The organism is Herbaspirillum sp. C9C3 (assembly GCF_013359625.1).
Lineage (GTDB): Bacteria > Pseudomonadota > Gammaproteobacteria > Burkholderiales > Burkholderiaceae_D > Herbaspirillum.
Window position 1 is genome coordinate 125,470 of the sequence record NZ_JABFMQ010000004.1, and the last position, 21,442, is coordinate 146,911.

General features: G+C 64.0%; 21 protein-coding genes. 1 reads left to right on the top strand and 20 read right to left on the bottom strand.

Translation table 11 applies throughout. The annotated features are described in order from the left end of the window. Positions 1–23 precede the first annotated feature (23 nt). The 12 genes from HNO82_RS05990 to HNO82_RS06045 form a co-directional block, all read right to left on the bottom strand. Positions 24–995 (bottom strand): VOC family protein, encoded by a 972-nt coding sequence (locus tag HNO82_RS05990; RefSeq protein WP_008327066.1) that lies wholly within the window; start codon positions 993–995, stop codon positions 24–26. A 19-nt stretch (positions 996–1,014) separates the two neighbouring features. After that, entirely contained in the window at positions 1,015–2,493 is a 1,479-nt protein-coding gene (locus HNO82_RS05995; protein WP_008327064.1) for an aldehyde dehydrogenase, read from the bottom strand. A 22-nt stretch (positions 2,494–2,515) separates the two neighbouring features. Further along, positions 2,516–3,316, bottom strand: a complete 801-nt coding sequence (locus HNO82_RS06000; RefSeq protein WP_175343070.1) for an aspartate dehydrogenase — start codon at positions 3,314–3,316, stop codon at positions 2,516–2,518. Positions 3,317–3,326: 10 nt separating this feature from the next. Next, positions 3,327–5,048 (bottom strand): thiamine pyrophosphate-binding protein, encoded by a 1,722-nt coding sequence (locus tag HNO82_RS06005; protein WP_034350049.1) that lies wholly within the window; start codon positions 5,046–5,048, stop codon positions 3,327–3,329. Further along, on the bottom strand, positions 5,041–5,865 hold the full coding sequence (locus tag HNO82_RS06010) for an SDR family oxidoreductase (RefSeq protein WP_175343071.1): 825 nt from the start codon (positions 5,863–5,865) through the stop codon (positions 5,041–5,043). Before HNO82_RS06010 ends, HNO82_RS06005 begins: the two co-directional genes overlap by 8 nt. A gap of 1 nt (position 5,866) precedes the next feature. After that, the gene (locus HNO82_RS06015) at positions 5,867–6,700 is read right to left on the bottom strand and encodes an IclR family transcriptional regulator (protein WP_034350045.1); all 834 of its coding nucleotides are present in this window, start codon (positions 6,698–6,700) and stop codon (positions 5,867–5,869) included. 5 nt (positions 6,701–6,705) lie between these two features. Then, complete coding sequence (locus HNO82_RS06020) at positions 6,706–7,593, bottom strand: alpha/beta fold hydrolase (protein WP_175343072.1); 888 nt, start codon at positions 7,591–7,593, stop codon at positions 6,706–6,708. Positions 7,594–7,610: 17 nt separating this feature from the next. Then, positions 7,611–8,147: a cupin domain-containing protein gene (locus HNO82_RS06025; protein WP_008327053.1), complete on the bottom strand. Its 537-nt coding sequence runs from the start codon at positions 8,145–8,147 to the stop codon at positions 7,611–7,613. Between the two features lie 61 nt (positions 8,148–8,208). Beyond that, positions 8,209–8,979 (bottom strand): SDR family oxidoreductase, encoded by a 771-nt coding sequence (locus HNO82_RS06030; protein ID WP_175343073.1) that lies wholly within the window; start codon positions 8,977–8,979, stop codon positions 8,209–8,211. Positions 8,980–9,019: 40 nt separating this feature from the next. Beyond that, positions 9,020–9,880 (bottom strand): ABC transporter permease, encoded by an 861-nt coding sequence (locus HNO82_RS06035; RefSeq protein ID WP_175343074.1) that lies wholly within the window; start codon positions 9,878–9,880, stop codon positions 9,020–9,022. A gap of 2 nt (positions 9,881–9,882) precedes the next feature. After that, positions 9,883–10,878, bottom strand: coding sequence for an ABC transporter substrate-binding protein (locus tag HNO82_RS06040; protein ID WP_008327048.1), 996 nt, complete (start codon positions 10,876–10,878; stop codon positions 9,883–9,885). Positions 10,879–10,943: 65 nt separating this feature from the next. Further along, a complete protein-coding gene (locus HNO82_RS06045) occupies positions 10,944–11,729 on the bottom strand; it encodes an ABC transporter ATP-binding protein (RefSeq protein WP_008327047.1) in 786 nt (261 codons plus the stop codon). Between the two features lie 718 nt (positions 11,730–12,447). Between HNO82_RS06045 and HNO82_RS22350 the strand changes: the two genes are divergently transcribed. Further along, positions 12,448–14,076 carry a methyl-accepting chemotaxis protein gene (locus HNO82_RS22350; RefSeq protein ID WP_175343075.1) on the top strand — a complete coding sequence of 543 codons (1,629 nt, stop codon included), beginning with the start codon at positions 12,448–12,450 and terminating at the stop codon, positions 14,074–14,076. A 22-nt stretch (positions 14,077–14,098) separates the two neighbouring features. Here HNO82_RS22350 and HNO82_RS06055 read toward each other — a convergent pair whose 3' ends face one another. The 8 genes from HNO82_RS06055 to HNO82_RS06090 are packed head-to-tail and all read right to left on the bottom strand — an operon-like array spanning position 14,099 to position 21,357. Continuing rightward, positions 14,099–14,773: an amino acid ABC transporter permease gene (locus tag HNO82_RS06055; protein WP_175343076.1), complete on the bottom strand. Its 675-nt coding sequence runs from the start codon at positions 14,771–14,773 to the stop codon at positions 14,099–14,101. Positions 14,774–14,785: 12 nt separating this feature from the next. Further along, positions 14,786–15,457 (bottom strand): amino acid ABC transporter permease, encoded by a 672-nt coding sequence (locus HNO82_RS06060; protein ID WP_008327044.1) that lies wholly within the window; start codon positions 15,455–15,457, stop codon positions 14,786–14,788. Positions 15,458–15,460: 3 nt separating this feature from the next. Beyond that, on the bottom strand, positions 15,461–16,210 hold the full coding sequence (locus tag HNO82_RS06065) for an amino acid ABC transporter ATP-binding protein (protein ID WP_175343077.1): 750 nt from the start codon (positions 16,208–16,210) through the stop codon (positions 15,461–15,463). A gap of 60 nt (positions 16,211–16,270) precedes the next feature. Further along, positions 16,271–17,143 carry a transporter substrate-binding domain-containing protein gene (locus HNO82_RS06070; RefSeq protein WP_175343078.1) on the bottom strand — a complete coding sequence of 291 codons (873 nt, stop codon included), beginning with the start codon at positions 17,141–17,143 and terminating at the stop codon, positions 16,271–16,273. Positions 17,144–17,181: 38 nt separating this feature from the next. After that, positions 17,182–18,141, bottom strand: a complete 960-nt coding sequence (locus HNO82_RS06075; RefSeq protein WP_175343079.1) for an N-carbamoyl-D-amino-acid hydrolase — start codon at positions 18,139–18,141, stop codon at positions 17,182–17,184. Next, positions 18,138–19,610, bottom strand: coding sequence for a dihydropyrimidinase (gene hydA, locus HNO82_RS06080; protein WP_175343080.1), 1,473 nt, complete (start codon positions 19,608–19,610; stop codon positions 18,138–18,140). The genes HNO82_RS06075 and hydA overlap by 4 nt, the downstream gene beginning before the upstream one ends. 15 nt (positions 19,611–19,625) lie before the next feature. Beyond that, positions 19,626–20,405: an SDR family oxidoreductase gene (locus HNO82_RS06085; protein ID WP_008327034.1), complete on the bottom strand. Its 780-nt coding sequence runs from the start codon at positions 20,403–20,405 to the stop codon at positions 19,626–19,628. Between the two features lie 10 nt (positions 20,406–20,415). Continuing rightward, a complete protein-coding gene (locus HNO82_RS06090; protein ID WP_175343081.1) occupies positions 20,416–21,357 on the bottom strand; it encodes a dihydrodipicolinate synthase family protein in 942 nt (313 codons plus the stop codon). Positions 21,358–21,442 lie beyond the last annotated feature (85 nt).

The window sequence follows — 21,442 nt, forward strand, 5'->3', positions numbered from 1 at the left end:
TGGATTTCCTTTCGTGAAATGTCTTACTTGCCGGCCGGCGCGCGGTCGGTCAGAAATTTGCCGCTCGGCCCCTGGGCGTTTTTCTGGCGCCGGGTGTTGCCGTCGATGCCGCCATCGATGGCCCATTCGGCAAACACGGTCGGGCCGGGTTCGAAGTCGCGCGGCTCCCAGTGCGCATCGAGCTGGTCTTCGTCGGCGTAATACTCGATGAGGCCACCGGCCGGATTCTTGAAGTACCAGAAATAGGCCGAGGAAATCGGATGGCGGCCCGGCCCCAGTTGCGTATCCCAGCCCTGACGCGACATGTGCATGCCGCCACCGAAGACCTCGTGGATATCGCGCACGGTAAAAGCGACGTGATTGAGTCCGGCGCGCGCTTCGGGCGGTTGCAGCAGGAAGATGTCGTGATGGCCGCCGACGTCGGCGCAACGCAGGAAGGCGCCGCGTTCCGGATAGCGGTCGGAAGGGACGAAGCCGAAATGCTCGCAATAGAATTTTTCACAAGCCTTCACATCCTTGACGAAGAACACCACGTGCCCCACTTCGATGGGCGCAGCGCGCTCGTAGATGGGGCTGCGCTGGTTGATGCGATTCTTCTCGTTCCAGGTGTTCATACGGGCGCATTGCACCTCCACCTCACGCTTGACCGAGACCTGGAAGCGCACCGCCAGTCCGTTGGGATCGGTGCAGCCCACGCGCTGACCATCGTTGACGAAGCCAGGCAGACCACTGATACGACTGGCGAACTTGTCCAGCACCGCCGCCGAAGAGACGCCCCAGACCACTTCGCGCAGGGTCGGACCGGCTTCGATGGCCGGGGGCAGGCTGGGGTCGGCGCTGTCGCGCACGATGACACGGCAGCCGTTGTGCGATTCAAAGACCAGCCCGGCGGCACTCTCCTCTACCAGCGCCATGCCCCAGTCGAGGAAGAACCGGCGGCAGGTCGGCAGATCGTCTGCGCCGTAGATGATTTCATCGATACCCAATACGTCCATGTGATTCTCCAATCCGTGTTCAGCCCGCCCAGGGCAGCGGCTGTTCGTTCAGGCCCCAGTACATGGCCTTCTGCTCCATGTACTGCAGGATGCCCAATCGCCCCTTCTCGCGTCCCAGGCCGCTGTCACGCCAGCCGCCGAAGGGAGTCGAGATCGAGAACTGCTTGTAGGTGTTGATCCAGACATTGCCGGCCTGTACCGCACGGCCCACGCGCCAGGCGCGCTTGTAGTCGCGCGTCCAGATACCGGCGGCCAGGGCGTAGACGCTGTCATTGGCCTGCCGGATCAGATCTTCTTCATCGTCGAAGGGCATGGCGACCAGCACCGGGCCGAAGATCTCTTCCTGGCAGATGCGCTGATCATTGCGCAGTCCCTCGATGATGGTCGGCGTATAGAAGTAGCCACGCTCGAAGGCTGCGCCCTTGGGGCGCACGCCACCGGTGCGGATGCGGCCGCCGTCGGTGACGCCCATGTCGACGTAGCGCTCGATGCCCTCGCGATGACGCGCGGTGATCAGCGGTCCCATCTGGGTGCGTTCGTCGGCCGGATCGCCCACCCGCAGGGCGGCCGCACCGGCGGCCAGGCGCTCCATGAAGGCTTCATGCAAGGAGCGCGCCACGAACAGGCGTGAACCGGCGATGCAGGATTCACCGGAGCTGCTGAAGATGCCGTAGAGCACACCGGCGACGGCATGATCGATATCGGCATCCTCGAACACCATGGTCGGCGACTTGCCGCCCAGTTCCAGCGATACCGGCATCATCTTGTCGGCGGCAATGTGGGCGATGTGTTTGCCGGTCGTGGTGCCGCCGGTGAAGGAGACGCGCTTGACCAGGGGATGCAGGGTGATGGCATCACCGATGACCGAGCCCTTGCCCGGCAGTACGCTGATGAGGCCCGCAGGTACGCCGGCCTCGATGCACAGACGCGCCAGCGCCAACGCGGCCAGCGGCGTGACTTCCGCAGGCTTGACCACCACCGCGTTGCCGGCCGCCAGCGCCGGTGCCATCTTCTGTGCCTCGCTGGCGATGGGCGAATTCCACGGCGTGATGGCGGCCACCACTCCCATGGGCTCATGCACGCTCATGGTGAGATTGTCGCCGCGCATGGGGGTGAGCGTTTCTTCCAGGGTCTCGCAGGCAGCGGCAAAGAACTGGAAGGTGGCAGCGGCACTGGCTACCAGATTGCGCGTCTCGCTGATGGGCTTGCCGTTGTCCAGGCGCTGCAGTTGCGCCAGCGCCTCACCGTTCTCGCGGATCAGTTGCGCCACGCGATAGAGCACGGCAGCGCGTTCATGCGCTTTCTTCTGCGCCCAGCCGCTGGTACGAAACGCCCGGTCAGCACCGCTGATGGCTTCCTCCACGTCGGCTACGCTGGCTGCGTGCAGGCTCGCCACGGCTTCGCCGGTGGCCGGATAGAGCGTGGCATACCGATCCCCGCCCCCCAGGCGCCATTGACCGGCGATGCAGATGGGCTGGATATCGTTCAGATTCAACATGGTTCTTTTCTCCTGCCCCGGTTCAGATCGAGAGCGCATGGGCACGATTGCCCAGGGCGCGCACGACGCTGTAGACGGTCAGCGCCGATGTCTTGGGATTGGCCGCCAGCGGCTTGCCGCGCATGGTCAGCTCAAAGCCGCCAAAGGCACCGCTGGCCTCCACGTGGTGGATGTTCTCGCTCACGCCGGGGTCGGCGTAGAGCCGTACCCGGGTCTGGTCCAGGCCCAGCCCGGCCAGCGACAGCGTGGCCGCGACATTGGCATTCTTGGGATACAGGCGCGCGGCCTCGCGGGCACTGCCTTCAAAGATCACGGTCGCTTCCTGCAAGGCATCCAGATCGAAGGCCGTCTCCGCCGGCGTGTCTTTCCAGGCGCGCGGTGGCTTGCGTCCGGTGTAGACCACCGCGTCCAGACCGCCGACCTTGGCCGCCGCCAGGGCATCGATGGCACCGATTGCACCGGAGAGCAGTTGCACTTGGGTGCGGCCGGCTCGGGCAGCGGCTTCCAGCTTGTCGACCAGGCCGGGCTCGGACAGGGCACCGATGGAAACCACCATGCAGGGGATACCGCGCTCCAGTGCCGGGATGATGTGTTCGCCGATGGCCTGGTGGCCCGCGCATTCGATGAGCAGGTCGGGACGTTCCTCCCCCAGGCGCGAGACCACCCGCGCCGAAGGGGCCAGCGTGGAGACGGCGCTGCGGGCGTGGTCCATGTGGGCCTCGGGCACCACCACCATGTCGAAGGCGACCTCGGGATCGCTTTTGAGGATTTCCATGACGCCCACTCCAATGGCGCCGCATCCGATCATCGATACGTGCAACATGCCGTTCTCCTTATGCCGTGGCCGCAGTGGCCGCAGCGGCAACCACGGCAGCAGCGGCGGCAGCGGCCTTTTCCTTCTCGTTGACCGGAGGTCCGGCAAAGGCAGTCTTGAAACTGCCGATGGCCAGCATGTCGATCTCCAGCAGGAAGGGGCCCGGTGCAGACGAGGCCTCCTTCAGTGCAGCCGCCACCTCGCCCAGGTTGCCCACGCGCTGGTGCCGCAGCTTGAGCGCCGAAGACAGCTGGGCATAATCGGGCGTGTGCAGATCGACGTAGTGGCGGCGACCACCGTATTGCGCATCCTGAATGTTCTTGATGACGCCATAACCCTTGTCATTCATCAGCACGATCACCATGTCGGCCTGTTCCTGCACCGCCGTGGCCAGCTCACCCAGATTGAGGATGAAGCCGCCGTCACCGGCCAGGGTGAAGGTCTTCTTGCCCGACCGCGTGACCGCCGCGCCGATGGCCGCACCGATGCCCATGGCCAGACCCTGACCAATGCCGCCACCCAGGGCGTGCACGCCGGCGCGCGGATCGAAGATGCGCAGATAGCGATTGCCCCAGGTACTGTTGGAGACGGTCACGTCACGCACCCAGTTGAATTGACGACCGGCGCTCTGCTGCAACTGCTCCACCAGGGCACTGTAGGGGCCGAGCCCATCGACCAGTCCATGCACGGCCATCTCGCGCGCCTTGCCCAGATCGCCCATGAAGGCCGGATCGACCTTCAGCGCCGCCAGACGGTCCGCCAGCCCGGCCAGCACCAGCGCCGAATCTCCGCAGACGAAGTAGTCGCTGGTATAGCAGCGGCCTTCGGCCGCCGGGTCAGCATCGACACGGTACAGCGGGCGCGGCAGCTTGAGTTCATATTTGAGGGTTTCATTGCCGCGCAGGCGCGAACCGACCACGAGCATGGCATCGCAGCTCTGGTAGAACTGCTCCACCGGCTTGTGCAGGTTGAATGCGCCCAGCGAGCGTGGGTCATCCTCGGGCACGATGCCGCGCCCTTGGGTACTGGTCACCACGCCAAAGCCCAGATCCAGCAGGCGCTGTACTTGTGCACCGGCATGGCGGGCACCGCCGCCCAGCCACAGCAGCGGACGCTTGGCCTTCATCAGACGCTCGGCCAGTTCATCCAGCGCGCGCGCCGACGGTACGCTCTGCGGGATAGCCAGCGGTTGCAGGTTGATCGGCATGGGGATCATGGCCGCCTGGATGTCGATGGGAATCTCCACCGAGACCGGGCCCATGGGCGGCGTCAGCGCCGTCTGCACGGCCAGCTTGATGGTACTGATGGCGGTCTCGACGCTGCGGATGCGGAAGGCCGCCTTGGAGATGGCCTTGAGCATGCTCAACTGGTCCGGTGCTTCATGGATGTAGGCCAGGCTCTGGTCCAGATAGGGTGTTTCGATCTGGCCGGTCAGGTGCAGCAGGGGCGTACCGGCGGTGAGTGCCTCGACCATGGCACCGGCGGCGTTGCCGGCGGCGGTGCCGGTAGAGGTCAGGCAAACGCCCAGGCCAGCGGTGGTACGGGCGTAGGCATCGGCCATGTTGGCGCCGCCGGCTTCGCCGCGCGCCGGAATGAATCGGATCTTGCCGCGCTCGCCGAAGGCATCGAGGATGGGCATGTTGTGGATCGAGATCACACCGAAGGCAGCCTTCACGCCGCACTGCTCGAGGAAAGCCGCAATGGCGCAGCCGACGGTGACTTGGGGTTGGGTATTAGGCATGGCGGGAAAGTCCTCCTGAAACATCGATATGGCTGCCTGTGGTGTACGAGGAAAGCGGCGTGGCGAGGAACACGATCGCCTGCGCGGCTTCCCGGGGAAGGCCGAGACGGCCGAGTTGGATCTGTTTTCTGGCGGCCAGCGCAGCGGTCCATTGGGCCCAGCTCTGATCCTGCTGCTCCGGGCCACGGGCAGCGTAGCGGCGGCGCCATTGGCCCGACTCCACCAGGCCGATGAGGATGCCGTTGACGCGTACGCGTGCGGCTTCGCCGCCGGCCAGTTCGGTGGCCAGCGAACGCACCAGGTTGTGTACTCCGGCGCGGGCCGCCGAGGTCGCCACCATGTGCGGCTCGGGTTGCGTGGCCAGCAGCGAGTTGACGCAGACGATGGCGGCATCGCCATCTCGCGCACTCATGGCCTGCAACTGCGGCAAGAAAGCGCGGGTGGGGTAGATCACCGAAAAGAATTTCAGACGCAGCTCTTCGCTCCAGGCCTCATCGGCCGTGTCGGCAAAGGTCGAGACGCGTCCCTGTCCGGCGTTGTTGACCAGCATGGAGACCGGGCCCAGCGTGCTTTCCACCGAGGCTGCAAAGGCTTGCACCTGCTCCTGCGCCAGCACGTCACAGGGCGCGCTGTAGAGTCGGGCTTGGGGATAGCGTTCACGCAGCGCGGCCTCAGCCTGCTTCAGGCGCTCGCCATCGCGGCCGCAGAAGGCCACCGCCGCACCGGCTTCCAGCAAGAGTTCCACGGTGGCCAGGCCGATGCCGGAGGAACCACCGGTCACCACGGCCACCCTGCCCTGAAGAGAAGTCATGGGCATCTCAGCCTCGCCACATGTTGACGACCTTGGCGCCACGCTCGGGCGCATGGTCCAGCAGGCGCGAGAGTTCGGCGGCGGTCTCGCGGACCCGGGCCACGATCACGTCCAGCTGGCTGGCGTCGATGTGTGGTGAGGGAATGGTCGCACCCAGCGCCGCCACCACATTGCCGGAATGATCGCGCACCGGGGCGGCGACGGTGGAAATGCTGGTTTCGAAGAAGCCTTCCTGCAAGACGAAGCCGCGCTCCTTGTCGGCCTGCACCATGTCGAACAGCTCGACCACGGTCTTGGGCGTGTTGCTGGAGAAGACTTCCAGGTGTTCTTCCGGATACAGAGTGCGCAGTTGCGGCAGGGTCAGGTCTTCCAGCAGCACGCGGCCCAGCACGGTGGCATGCGCGGGCAGGCGGGTACCGACGTTGACGTGGCTGGTGAAGGCGGTCTGGGTGACCGACTTGGCGACGTAGACGATGGAACGGCCATCGCGCACCACCAGGTTGCAGGAGTAGCCGATCTCGTCGCGCAGGCGCTCCAGCAGCGGGCGGCCGATCTCGGTCAGCTCCAGCGAGGCCAGATATTCAAAGCCCAGGCGCAGTACCGACATGCCCAGACGATAGTCACGCCCGCCATCGGCGCGCTCGACGAAGCCCATGCGTTCCAGCGTGGCCAAGAGACGGAACACGGTGGAGCGCGGAATGTCCAGGCGGCGCGCCAGCTCGGGAGCGGAGAGGGTCTTGTCCTGGCGGCTGAATTCGCACAGCAGGCGCAGGCCACGTTCCAGGCCGGGGACGGAGTACTTGTCTTGCGACTCTTCTTCTGGCATCACTGGTTTGTTCATGATGATTATCTGTTCTGGTTGGTTGAGGTGAACTGCGCGCGCACCAGCGCGGCAAAGGACGACGGCTGCTCGATATAGCAGGCATGGCCGGCGCCGTCCACCAATTGAAAGGGAAGTTCAAACTGCCGGGCCAGCCCTTCACTGGCCTGCGGGGTGGTGACGATATCTTCTGCACCGCAGGCCACCGATACCCCCCGTCGTGGCGCTGCCTGCAGATAAGTCGCGATATCATCACCGCACAACAAGTGCACCGCCTGGGTATAGCCCTGCGCATCGAGCCGCTGCATGTTCCAGCGTACCCAGGCGTGCTGTTCTTCACTGGCCTGTGCCGACAGCAGGCGCGTGCGCTGCAAGGCCAGACCAGCCACACCCAGCCGCTGCAAGGCGTCCAGGCGCTCCCGGCGCACCTGCGCAGACCGTTCTTGCTGACCGGCCGCGCCATAGCCCTGGGCCGGGTCGGCCAGCAGGGTGCAGCGTGCCCGACCATCACCGTGGGCCAGGTAGGCGGCCGCCATCAAGGCCCCCAGCGAGTGACCGACCAGCACGCACTGCGTGATCTCCAGCGCCGCCAGCATCTGCTGCAGACGCCGGGCATAATCGTCCGCCTTGGGCACGGCCATCGGCAGTGGCGTGGAGCTGCCATAGCCGGGCGCATTCCAGGCGATCACGCGGGTATCGGCGGCCAGCGCCAACGCCGTATTGAGCCAGGAGGCCGCGCCGGAGCTGATGCCATGCAGCAGGACCACGACCCGCTCGTTGTCGCTGCGCCCGCCGACGCGATAGCTGACCTGCCCGCCTGGCACGGCAACGTGCTGCTCGGGAAAATGACGGGCCAGCAGTGCCAGCCAGGCATGCAGGCTGTCATCCGATCCGGCGGGCAACGTGGCGTTCATGGTCGGTCTCTCGGTCTTCAGCGCTTGATCGAGGCCAGTGGATGCTCGGGCGGATAGGTCGGCGTGATGGGCTTCTTGGCGCCCAGCATCACGCACATCAGTGCATCCTCGTCACCGATGTTGATTTCCTCGCGATACACCCCTGGCGGCACCGACACCACGTCGCGGTCGGTGAGGATGGTTTCGAAACGTTCGCCATCCTTCTCAAGTACCAGCTTGAGTTTGCCGCGCAGGACAAAGAACACTTCCTCGACATCGATGTGCAGATGCGAGGGACCTTCGTGGCCGGCCGGGATGATCATGGTCGAGAAGGTGAAGTGTTCGGACGGAATCACGTTGGCATCTTGCGCCACCCCGGTTCCGCCGGTACCGATGTAGCGCATCTGGGCGCGGCGATACTTGGGGTCGTAGTCGGCCTGGAACTTCAGCGCATTCCAGTCGTACGTGCGGGTCGACAGGCGCGCCACGCGCGACTCCATCCAGTCGGCAAAGCTGGCGCCGGCCGGGCGGTCCCAGCTGCGGCCCATGTTTTCCTGTTCGGACATATCGGTCATGCTTTTCTCCTTGAATTGGTTCTGAATTGATCCGGGTCCAGCACCTGCCCTGCAGGCAGCTTCAGTGCATCACGAATCCGCCATTGACGGCCATTACCTGGCCGGTAAAGAAACGCGCCAGATCCGACAGGGCGAACACCACGGCACCGCACACATCCTCCGGCAACTGATCTCGTTGCAGGGCGCGGCCATCGAGGTAATGTTGATGACGCGCCTGCGGCACGTACTCGGTCGCCTCCACCAGGGTCAGGCCGGGTGCCACGGCATTGACCGTGATATTGTCGCCGCCCAGTTCGCGCGCCAGCGAGCGGGTCATGCCGATGACCGCACTCTTGCTGGCGACATAGGCCAGCAGATTGGGCGCGCCCCACAATGGCGTGTCCGAAGAAAGATTGACGATGGCGCCACGCCCCGAGGCGCGCAAGGCCGGCAGGCAGGCATTGGTCATGAGCCAGGTACCGCGCACGTTGACGTCCATGACGCGGTCCCACATCTCCAGCGCCAGTTGCTCGCTGCTCCTGCCACCGGAATTGGTGATGGCGGCGTTGTTGACCAGCCCGTCAAGTCCCCCCAGCCATGCGATGGCGGCCTGCGCAGAGGATTGCACCGATGCCGGATCCGCCAGGTCCAGCGTGAAACCCTCGACGGCCAGACCGCGTTGCTGCAACGTGCAGACCGCAGCCGCCAGGGTGTCCTGCAGGATATCGGCCATGGCCACCCTGGCCCCGGCGGCGGCAAGGGCTTCGACGAACGCCAGGCCGAGGCCGCGTGCCGCGCCAGTGACCAGAATGCGTCGTCCTGCCAAAAGAGTCGCCGTGCTTGCTGCTGACATGTTCATGCTCCTGTGTCCTGTCGGGAAATCGCCATCAAGCTCAGACGGTGCTGGTATGGACCTTGGGCAGGTAGTGCAGTACCTTGCGTTCGGCCCAGACCACCGCGCCGTAGGTGACTACGCCGATCAGGGTCAGGGCGACGATGGAGACGAAGACGGCGGCGGTGTTGCCCTGCCCTTCGCCATCCACCAGCAGATAGCCCAGACCCTGGTTGCCACCGACCAGCTCGCCCACGGTCACGCCGATCACCGACAGCGTGGAGGCGATACGCAGCCCCGAGAACAGTGCCGGCAGTGCCGAGCGAAACTCCACCAGATGGAAAATCTGCCAGCGCCCGGCATTGAGCGTACGCACCAGGTTGACCATATCGGGGTCGACGGTACGGATGGCCGAGAGCACATTGATCATGATGGGGAAGAACACGATCAATACCGCCACGATGATCTTGGGATAGATGGTGTAGCCCAGCCACATCACGAACAGCGGCGCAAAAGCGACCTTGGGCGCGATCTGCAGTGCCAGGATGTAGGGCGAGAGCATGGCTTCGGCACGCGGCGAGAGGCCCAGCGCCACACCGACGGCCAAGCCGAGCAAGGCCCCGAAGAGGAAACCGAACACCACCTCCATGGCAGTCACACCGAAGTGCTGCAGCAGTTGTGCGTTGTTCCACATCACCACGCCCTCACGCACGACCTGCATGAAATTGGGCAGGATGTATTCGGGCAGGCCGAGCATGCCGGGCCCCCATTGCCAGGCGGCGATGAAGAGCACCAGCAGCACCAGGCTGCCACATACGGTACGTGCCTTCTCACTGAGCAGCGGACGACGTGGCTGGGTCGCGGGTACAGCGGATGGCTCGGAACTGGACATGGTCAGGTCTTTGGCTGTCGTGGTGTTCATGATTACTTGGCCACTCCCACGAACTGGTTGGTGAAGAGTTCATTGAGCGGCGTGGCTTTGCTCACGATGCCTTCGCTGACGTAGAACTTCTGCACCGCATCCATGCGCGCCGGGTCGATCTGGCCCAGGGTCTTCTGGTTGGCATAGACGTATTTGTCGTACATCTCGAAGGTGGCCTGGATGCTGGCTTCCTTGCCCTTGTAGCTGGGCAGCGCGGCGACATAGTCATCGGCAGCGGCCTTGGGGTCTTTCATGATGTCCTGCATGCCGCGCAGGGTGGCGCGCACCAGCCGCTTCAACAGTTCGGGGTTCTTCTTGATGGTGTCATCCGAGGCCAGGATGGCCTGCGCCATGCTCTTGAAACCGCCGTTGTCCAGCAGCTCCAGCTTGGCGCCGGCATCGGTCGCATTGACCACCCAGTCGGGCACCCCGGCAAAGCCCTGCGACTTGCCCGAGGTGTAGAGCTGCCACACGCCGGCGGGACCGGCGGCCTGGATCTGCACATCGGTCTTGGACAGTCCGGCAGTCTTGAGGCTACCGAGGAAGGCGTAATAGGTGGTGTCGGTATAGGACATGACGGTCACTGTCTTGCCCTTCAGATCCTTCAGGGTCTTGATGCCATCGGCCGGATTGGCCGCCACCATGGTGACGGAACCTGCCCCCAGCACGGCAATGGCCTTCACCGGAATGCCGTTGGCACGTACCACGATGGGCGTATCCCCGATGGCACCGCCGATGACGGCATTGCCGGCACCGATCTGCTTGGCCACGTCAACGCCGCCCTTGGCGACGATGAAACTGACCTTGAGATTTTCGTCGGCGTAATAGCCCTTGTGCTGGGCCAGCACCCAAGGGGCGAAGGCTGGTGAATTGGGGGGCGCGGGCAGCAGGTAGGTCACTTCTTCCGGGGCCGCGTGGGCCACTGCCGGAACGACGGTCACGCCGACGGCGGCAACCAGGGCAAGTGCACTGGCGGCGGATGCAAACAGGTTCTTCATGTTTCTGGCTCTCCCTTGAGGTCTCTCTGTTGACGGGTGAAAACGGGTGAAGATGCAGCGTGAAATCAGTGGAGCTCGGCGGTCTCTTTGCCCACCTTGAGCAGTTCCATCAGGCGTCCTTGCAACGGACCGATCTCGGGCAGCTTGCGACGCTCCAGCGGGTTGTCGCGGAACGGCAGGTTGACTTCGATTTCCTCGACGATGGTGCCGGGACGTTCGCTCATGACCAGCAGACGGTCCGACAGGGCGATGGCTTCCACCAGGTCGTGGGTGATGAAGAGCGCGGTCTTCTTCTTTTCGTAGAGCATCTTGGCCAGGTCCTGCTGCAGCACCATCTTGGTCTGCGCATCCAGGGCAGAGAAAGGCTCATCGAGCAACAGCACCTGCGGATCCACCGCCAGCGTCCGGGCCAGCGCGGCGCGCTGGCGCATGCCACCGGAGAGCTGGTACGGGTAATGCTCCTCGAAGCCCTTGAGGTGGCACTTGGCCAGCAGTTCATCGGCGATGCGACGGCGTTCGGCCTCGCGCATGCCATCGATCTCCAGGCCGAGGGTGACGTTGGCGCGGATATTGCGCCAGGGCATGAGCAAATCCTTCTGCAGCATGAAGGCCACCTTGCGGACCGGCTTGGTCACCTTCTCGCCACCGACGAAGACCTCGCCCTCGCTGGGCAGGTACAGGCCGGCCCCCATGTTGAGCAGCGTGCTCTTGCCACAGCCCGAGGGACCGATGATGGAGACCACCTCGCCACTTTTGATGGACAGATTGACATTGGTGACGGCCGCCCGTGCTTGTGCCGTCTGGCGATCGACAAAACGCTTGCCGACCTTGCGGAATTCGATTTCGATCATGTTGCCTCTGCTCTTTGCCCTGGCACGCGATTGCGCCCCAGCTAGTCTTCCCGGCTGCCGCCTCTGATGGACGGGTGTCTCCTGCCGGGCGCGAAAACGTTCCATATATGAAACAACAATTTATATATGGGAGATATTCAACGCCAATATAGCAGATATCTCGGCGCGGAATAACTTATTTTGTTCCATATATAAACTGATGGTTTATATAAAAACCGTTTCAGAGCAAAAAAGCAAATTGCATACCAGGCTCGAAAGCCCCGTCTGACCGGGTTTATGTCAGGCAGGACAAACTTCGTCGCCCCAAAATCTCCCGTCGCCACCAAAGTACGGTGCAGCTTTGCACTGCGTTGGCGCCTGTCGCGGCTACGCGACGCTGGGCATTACGCCGGGCTTCCCCGTGCTTGTCGTGGAAATGCCATGAGAAAGCAACTGAATCGATATCACGGAAAAATAATCACAACTTGACGGATCTTTTCTGGATGAGTCAACTCAATAACGTTACAAGATCCGTACATATCGTCATAAAGCAGGCAATTAGTTGCACAACCTGCATGCAATTAAACGAACATGGCGTATAGACCGCGTAAAAATGTGTAATTGCATCATTTATATACGGGAATTTCATTCACCCTGTACATGGCGGCCACAGCCATGGCAGGTCTGAGGGGGTCTTGCAACCTGATCGGAAGCAAATTACATCTAGAGGGGCTTTTCCATGAACAAATTGAAAGTATCCACCCGCCTGGCCTTGGGCTTTGCCAGCGTTGTCGTCTTGCTGGTCGTCATTTCTCTCGTCGGCGTGTGGGGCATGTCCACGGTCAAGGGCAACCTGTCCGACATCATCGTCAACAACCAGCAGGGTTCGATGGTGGACCAGATGAACACCAGCGTGCGCGTCCGTGCTCTGGCCATCCGCAACATTGCGCTGTTCCAGGATCCGGCGCTGATCAAGCGCGAGATCGATCGCATCAAGGTGCAGGAAAAGTCCTACCAGGAGGCGCGCACCGAGCTCGCCAAGCTCTTTGAACAGCCGGGGACGACGCCAAAGGAACATGAACTCTTTGATCGGATCGCGCAGAACGCCGCCGAGACCGAGCCACTGCTGGCCCAGGCCGTGGCGCTGGCCCAGGACAACAAGACGGCGGAAGTGACCAGCCTGCTGGTCCAGAAGATCCGCCCGGTCCAGGCCAAATGGCTGGACAACCTGGATGAACTGGGCAGTTTCGAAGACAAGCTCAACGCCCAGGCGGCTGCCGACTCTGACGTCACTTACAGTGGCATCCTGACCACCACCTGGACGCTGGTGGCCGTTGCGGTACTGCTGGCCTTGGGCGCAGCCTTCCTGATCGTGCGCAGCGTGCTGCGCCAGCTCGGTGGCGAACCGGCACATGCCCAGGAACTGGCGGCCCAGATCGCCCAGGGCAACCTGGCCGTGACTATCCCGCTGGCCAAGGGTGACCACAGCAGCCTGATGGCCTCGCTGGAGAACATGCGCGCCCAGCTGACCAGCATCGTCGATGGCATCAAGCGTTCGGCCGAGTCGATTTCCACCGCCGCCGGCCAGATCGCGGTAGGCAACCTGGATCTGTCGCGCCGTACCGAAGAGCAGGCGGCGTCGCTGGAAGAAACTGCGTCGAGCATGGAAGAGATCACCTCCACCGTGGAGCAGAACACCCAGAACGCCGGCCAGGGCAACCAGCTGGCGCGCTCTGCCTCACTGCATGCGCAAAAGGGCGGCGAGGTGGTGGAACGTGTGGTCGATACCATGAAGGATATTTCCGACAGCGCCAACAAGATCACCGAGATCATTTCGACCGTGGAAGGTATCGCTTTCCAGACCAATATCCTGGCACTCAACGCCGCCGTGGAAGCCGCTCGTGCCGGCGAACAGGGCCGCGGCTTCGCAGTGGTGGCGACCGAGGTGCGTTCGCTGGCCCAGCGCAGTGCCTCGGCGGCCAAGGAAATCCGGGGCTTGATCGAGTCGTCGGTACAGCACGTGGGAGCAGGCCAGAAACTGGTCGACGAGGCCGGCCAGACCATGAGCCAGGTGGTGCAGTCGATCCAGCAGGTCAATGACCTGATGAGCGAGATCACGGCGGCGTCCAGCGAACAGAGCTCGGGCATCAGCCAGATCAACATCGCCATCTCGCAGATGGATGAAGTGACGCAGCAGAACGCAGCGCTGGTGGAAGAATCGGCCAGCGCGGCGCAATCCATGGCGCAACAGGCCGACAGCCTGCGACAGGCCGTGTCGGTATTTCGTATCGAGCCGCCAGCGCTGGCGCCGCTTGTTTCTCGTGAACCCGGCTTTGGCAGCACGACTGCCCTGCTGAGCCCGGCCTGAAGTCGCGCCGCCGGCCGCCTCCTCAATGCAGGGCGCGGCCGCGGTGCTCCAGCCACGACAGCCAGCGCACCAGCGGCAGCAACAGCGCCAGGTAAAGCAAGGCCGCCAGCACGATGGGCGAAGGATTGTAGACCAGCGACTGGGCATCGCGCGCCACGCGCAGCAGTTCGGGCAGCGCCACCACGCTGGCAATGGTGGTGAGCTTGATGACTTCGATGCCATTTCCCACCAGGTCCGGCAAGGCGTTGCGCACCGCCTGGGGAACCACCACATACGCCAGCGCCTGGGCGCGCGAGAGACCAGTGGAGCGCGCCGCTTCCATCTGTCCGCCGGGAACGCTCTCGATGCCGGCGCGCAGCACCTCGGCGAAGTAACTGGAATTGTTGAGCATGAAGCCCAGCGCCACCGCCAGCAGCTTGGGCAGTTCCAGCCCCAGGAACGGCGCGCCGAAATAGATCAGGATCAGCAGCACCAGCGGCGGGAAGGAACGGAAAAAGTCCACATATACCGCCACGGCAATGCGCACCGTGCGCGAACGGCTCTGGGTCGCCAGCAAGGCCAGCAGCAAACCCGAGATCACACCAATCGGAATGACCAGCAGCGACAGCCACACCGTGGTCCACAAGCCTCCCAGCAGGAAGGGCAGGACCTGGCGGTACACCTCCAGGTTGAAGAAATTCTGCAGCAAGGCATCCATGATGGCCCTCTCCTATCGTTTCCAGCGCCAGCGCGTTTCCAGCCAGCGCGCCAACAAGACCACCGGAATGAAGATCAGCAGGTAGGCTGCCGCTCCCAGCATCAGCGGGGTCGGATTGCCGGCATTGCTGCTGGCGGCCTGGGCTGTGTTGAGAATTTCGGACAAGGCCACCACCGAGCCCAGCGCCGTATTCTTGGTGATCGAGATGACGCGGTTGGTCAGCGGCGGCACGGCCATGCGCAAGGCCTGCGGCAGGATCACGGCGGCCATGGTCTGCCCCCAGGACAGCCCGGTCGAGCGGGCCGCCTCGCTCTGCCCGCGTGGCAAGGAAGCGATGCCGGCCCAGATGCTCTCTTCGGCATAGGCGGCCAATACAAGCGTCAGCGCCAGCCAGGTCGCGGTGAAGGACGACATGGCCAGGTCGATATACGGAAACGCAAAGAAGAGCACGATGATCAGGATCAGCGGCGGCAAGGCCCGCATCACATCGGCAAAGGCCACCACCAGCCACACCAGGCCGCGCTTGCCGGTAGCGCGCAGCACCGCCAGCAGCAGGCCCAGCAGCAGGCCGGAGACGATCACGGCCAGGCTCAGCAGCACGGTCACGCCCATGCCGCGCAGGATGTCGGGCCAGTAGCGGGCGGCGATCTCGGCGTTGAAGAAGGTGAAGAGGAATTGCTCCATGGTTCAGCCGTGCTGTGCAAAGCGCGCCACGAAGGCCTTGGTGCGGGCTTGCTGCGGATCGCCGAAGATCTGCTCGGGCGGTCCTTCCTCGACGATCACACCACCGTCCATGAAGACCACGCGATCGGCCGCCGCGCGGGCAAAGGGCATTTCGTGCGTGACCACCAGCATGGTCATGCCGGCTTCGCGCAGTTGACGCATCACCTGCAACACGCTGCCGACCAGTTCGGGATCGAGCGCGCTGGTCGGTTCATCGAACAGCATCACCTTGGGTTCCAGTGCGATGCCGCGGGCGATGCCCACGCGCTGCTGCTGGCCGCCGGAAAGCTGGCCGGGGAAGGCTGATGCCTTCTCCAGCATCCCCACCTGCTCCAGGGCCCGCCGCGCGCGCCGCTCGGCCTCGGCCTGGGAATGCTTCTGCACCTTCTTCAGGGCCAGCATCACGTTGCCCAGCACGCTCATGTGTGGATAGAGGTTGAACTGCTGGAACACCATGCCGACCTTCTGGCGGATCGCATTGAGGTCGGCGCGGGCGTGCATGATGTCCACGCCGTCCACCACGATCTGGCCGGCGCTGGGTTCTTCTAGCCGGTTGCAGCAACGCAGCATGGTGCTCTTGCCCGAACCGGACGGGCCGATCACGCAGATCAACTGGCCCGGCCGCACGCGCAGGTCGATCCCGCGCAGGACCGTATTGCCCTCATAGGACTTGTGCAGGCCGACGATTTCAAGGATGGGGGCGGCAAGGTTCATGGCGGCATCAGTCTCGGTTCGTTCAGGCGATTCGGGCAATCCGGGCGCGGTGCTGCGGGCTCACTTGCACTTGAGCGTCACGGGCGTCGGGTCGTAGCCATCCAGGCCCGGCACGCCCTGCCCCACGCCGACCTTGACCACGGTGGCATCTGGCGCCGGGGTATAGCCGAACCACTTCTGCGCGATCTTGCCCAGCGTGCCGTCTTGCTTCATGCACTTGAGCGCCATGCCGGCGGCGTCGCGGCCGGCCTTGTCATCCAGGCGGAAGGCCAGTGCCCACACCAGGCCGGTCTTGACGGTGTAGGAGGTCTGCACGGCCGGATTCTGCTTGGCGGCCCAGGCGGCCACGGTGCTGCCGGCGAGGTTGGCATCGGCACGGCCGGATTGCACGGCCTGCACCGCATCGGCGTTGTTGCCATAGACGTCGTACTTGAAGCCGTACTTGGGTGCGTTGTCGCGTGCCCACAGCTCATAGGCCGAGCCCTTGTTGACCGAGATGGTCTTGCCCTTCAGGTCGTCCAGCGCATGGATGGGGGCGGCGCCCTTCTTGATGACGAAGGTGTAGTCGGTATCCAGATAACCTTCGGTGAAGAGCATGGACTTGGCGCGCTCGGGGGTGGCCGTCACGGGCGCCAGCACGAAGTCATATTTCTTGGCATTGAGCCCCGGTACCAGGCCGGAAAACTCGGTGCCTTCGATCTCGATCTTGCGGCCCAGGCGGCGCGCCAGTTCTTCGCCCAGGTCGATGTTGAAGCCTTGCAGGCCACCGCCCAGCTTGACCATGGCATGCGGCGCAAAGGTGGCATCCACACCGGTACGCAGCGGACCACTCTGCGCCATCGCGCCGGCCGACAACAGCGCACTGGCAGAAAGTACGGCCAGCAGGGAACACTTCAGGGAAGACTTGGAAGGCAGGGCCAGGAACGGGAACATCGCAACACTCCTCGATTGGGTGGAAGGTGGACAGTGATTCAGGTAGACAGCTCGGACGGCGACAACGGCTCGCCGGCCCCGGTGCGCTCGACGATGAGGCGGTAATGTTCCGGACGGCGATGCTTGGCGAAGTTGAAGACATGCTGCAGAAATGTTTCACCCAGTTGCAGATCGCAACTGGCGAAGATCACCTCATCCTCTTCACCCTGCGCCTGCGCCACGATCTCGCCGGAGGGCGCGACGATGGCCGAGCCGCCGATCATGTGGAAGCCATCCTCGAACCCGCACTTGGCAGCGGCGGCCACCCACAATCCGTTCTGGTAGGCATTGGCCTGCAGCGACAGCAGGTGGTGGAACATGCGCAGGTGCGGCGGCTCGTTCCAGTGGATGTTCCAGGACGGCGTGTTGTAGCCCAGCGCGACGATGCGTGCACTCTGCAGGCTCATGACCCGATACGTCTCGGGCCAGCGGCGGTCATTGCACAGACACTGGCCGATGCGGGTACCCAGCATGTCGGTGACACCGAAGCCATCGTTGCCGACTTCGAAGTACTTCTTTTCCAGATGCTGGAAAGGCGCATCGGGCTTGTGGTCGCTGTGTCCGGGCAGGTGGATCTTGCGATAGCGCGCCACGATCCTGGCCTGGTCATCCACCAGGATGGCGGTGTTGTAGTGATGGCCATCGGGTGTAAGTTCACCATAGCCCAGGTAGAAGCCGATCCCCAGCTGCGCAGCCAGATCAAACAGCGGCCGGGTCTGCGGGCCGGGCATCTCGGACTCGAAGAAACGGGCATCGATCTCGGCCTGGTCTTCCATCCAGTAGCGCGGGAAGAAGGTGGTCAGTGCCAGTTCGGGAAACACCACCATCTTCGCGCCACGGGCGGCGGCCTCGCGCATCATCTCCAGCAGGCGGCGCACTACCGTGGTCCGGTCCTCGGCCAGTTGCACCGGTCCCATCTGGGCCACGGCCAGGCCGAAACGATTGTGCTTGTTGCTCATTGCGATTCCCATGCCTTTCCCTTGAGGCCGAGCAAGCCCGGCAGATGGCTGCGTGTCGGCCGCTGCGCAATGCTGGCTGGCGCCGGACACTGGCGTGCGATGAAGCGGCCCGAACCGCGCGCCACTTTCAGTTCACCCTCGCTGACCACCACGCGGCCGCGGCTGGTGACCACTTCCGGCCAGCCCCGGATCTGCCGCCCTTCATAGGGCGTATAGCCGACGTTGTCGTGCAGCAGTGCCGCCGTGATGGTGGTCTCGCGTTCCGGGTTCCAGATCACCAGGTCGGCGTCGAGTCCCTCGGCGATGTTGCCCTTGCAGTGCGACAACCCATACATGTGGGCGTGATTGGTGGCGGTGAGGCGTACGAATTCGTGAATGTCGATGCGGCCCTTCTGCACGCCCTCGGAAAACAGCAGCGGCAGGCGCAGTTCGATCCCGGGCACGCCATTGGCCATTTCCTTGAAGGTGGTGTCCTCGCCGCGCGGCAGCTTGCCGCTTTCATCAAAACGATAAGGTGCATGGTCCGAGGAATACATGCCCAGCGTGCCATCCTTGAGCCCGGCCCACACCGCCTCCTGCGCATTGGCATCGCGCGGCGGCGGGCTACAGCAATACTTGGCGCCTTCCACGCCGGGCAGGTCGATGTCCTCGGCGGTGAGGAACAGGTATTGCGGGCAGCTCTCGGCGTAGATCTGCGCGCCCAGCAGCCGGGCGTTGCGGATGGTCTGCACGGTCTCGGCACCAGCCACGTGCACGATCAGGACCGGCACGCCGATCAGGCGCGACAGGGCGATGGCACGATGACTGGCTTCGGCCTCGGCCAGCGGATCGTGGGCCACCGCGTGGAACTTGGGAGCCGTATGCCCCTGGTCCAGCAGGCGCGAGGCGAGCCAGCGGATCATGTCGTGGTTCTCGGCATGGATCATCACCAGTGCCCCTTCGCGGCCGGCCAGCGCCATCACGTCCAGCAGCTGGTAATCGTCCAGCTTGAGCGCGTTGTAGGTCATGTAGACCTTCAGCGAGGTGATGCCATCGCGGATGGCCTGCGGCAAATCGTGCTGCAGGGCCTGCTCGTCGGGATCGGCCAGGATCAGGTGGAAACCATAGTCGATCACCGCCTTCTCGCGGGCGCGTTGCGCATAATCCGCGATCACGTCGGGGATGCGGTTGCCGCGATGCTGGGCCGCAAAGGGAATGATGGTGGTGGTGCCGCCGAAAGCGGCCGAGACCGTGCCTGAATAGAAATCATCGGCACACATCATGCCCATGCCGGAGAGCTGTTCGATGTGGCAATGGCTATCGATGCCACCGGGCAGGACCCAGCGGCCTGCGGCATCAATGTCGTCGCGGCCGGGCGGCAGGTCCGCCGCGATGCGCACGATCACGCCATCCTTGACGCCGATATCGGCCAGGAAGGTCTCGCGATCAGTACTGATGCGGCCATTGCGGATGGTCAGGTCGAAGTCCATGCGGTGGTCTCAGGGTCAGAAGGTTCCGGGATAGGCGCCGCCATCCATGAGCAGGTTTTGTCCGGTGACAAAACCGGCCTGGGCGCTGCACAGCCAGGCGCAGGCATCGCCGAATTCGGCCGGCTGGCCGAAGCGGCCGGCCGGGTTGGCGGCACGGCGCGCAGCCAATACTTCCTCAGCCGTCTTGCCGGTGCCACGGGCGCTGGCTGCCGCCGTGGTGAGAAGGCGCTCGGTCTCGAAGGGACCGGGCAAGAGATTGTTGATCGTCACATTGTGGGCCACGGTCTTTCTCGCCAGACCGGCAACGAATCCGGTCAGGCCGGAACGCGCGCCATTGGACAGGCCAAGGATGTCGATGGGAGCCTTCACCGCCCCGGAAGTGATGTTGACGATGCGGCCGAAGCCTCGCTTCATCATCCCATCCACGGTGGCCTTGATCAGTTCGATGGGGGTCAGCATGTTGGCGTCAATGGCGGCGATCCAGTCTTCGCGCGACCACTCGCGGAAGTCGCCCGGCTTGGGGCCACCTGCATTGGTCACCAGGATGTCCGGCGCGGGACAGGCGGCCAGCGCCAGGGCACGGCCCTCGGGGGTGGTGATGTCACCGGCCACGGTGATGACGGTGGCGCCGGTGGCGTCCCGCACCTGCTGCGCCGCTGCCTCAAGCACCTCGGCACCCCGTGCGGTCATGGTCACGGCCACACCCTCGCGCGCCAGCGAGATGGCGCAGGCCAGTCCCAGGCCTTTGCTGGAAGCGCAGACCAGTGCGCGTCGTCCGGCGATTCCCAGATTCATCGGCGGCTCCTCAGCGGATCACCAGCGCACCGCGCTGATCCAGGTCCAGGCCCACGCGGGCGATCACGGCTTCCAGTTCGCGCTCGGTCTCGGGATCGATACGCATGCCGGGCGAGCGGATGGCGTCGCTGCTGATGACACCGCGCTTGCGATAGACGTACTTGCGCAACGAGAGCCCGATCTTGGGCTGGAATTCATAGCGGATCAGCGGGCAGTACTTGTCGAAAGTGGCCGCCGCACCGGCCAGGTCACCGGCCGCGAACTGGTCATAGATGCGCACCAGGATCTCGGGGAAGGCGAATCCGGTCATGGTGCCGACCGCACCGCGCTGCAACTCTTCCAGGAAATACACCCCGCCCAGGCCACCGAAGATGCGCATCGATTCCCCGGCCAGGTCGCGGATGCGGCTGATCTTCTGGCCGACCGGCGGCTCTTCCATCTTGATGAAATTGACGCCGCCTTCCTGTCCCAGGCGGGCAATCACCTCGGCCTTGATCTCGGTACCGAAGGAATCCGGGAAATCATGGATCACCACGGGGATGGAGAGCGCCGCCCCCAGCGATTTGTAGTAGTCGAACTGCACCGCATCGGAGGCCATGTCCAGCGGTGCCGCGAAGACGGCTGCCGCACCCGCCTCGGCTGCCTCGGTGGCTTGCTCGATGGCACCGGCCAGGCCCAGGGCGCGCACGCCGACCCAGACCGGCACGCGTCCTGCCGCACACTTGACGAAAGTTGACGTCACCGCGCGGCGCTCGGCATTGGAGAGCTTGTGCGCTTCGCCCAGGAAACCGAGGATGGCCAGGCCCGATACGCCGGCTTCGATCTGGAACTCCACCAGGGTGGCGATGCTGCCCAGGTCCAGTGCGCCATCGGCGTGGAAAGGCGTGGGGCAGATGGTATAGACACCGCGCGCAGTGGCCAGCGCGGAAGCAGGGGCGAGAGTTGAAGACATGCGCGACGTTCCATGAAAAAAGAGTGGGCACGGCGGCCAACCTGGCGGCGGACCGGAGAAGTTGCAAACGATTGTCGTGGAGTCA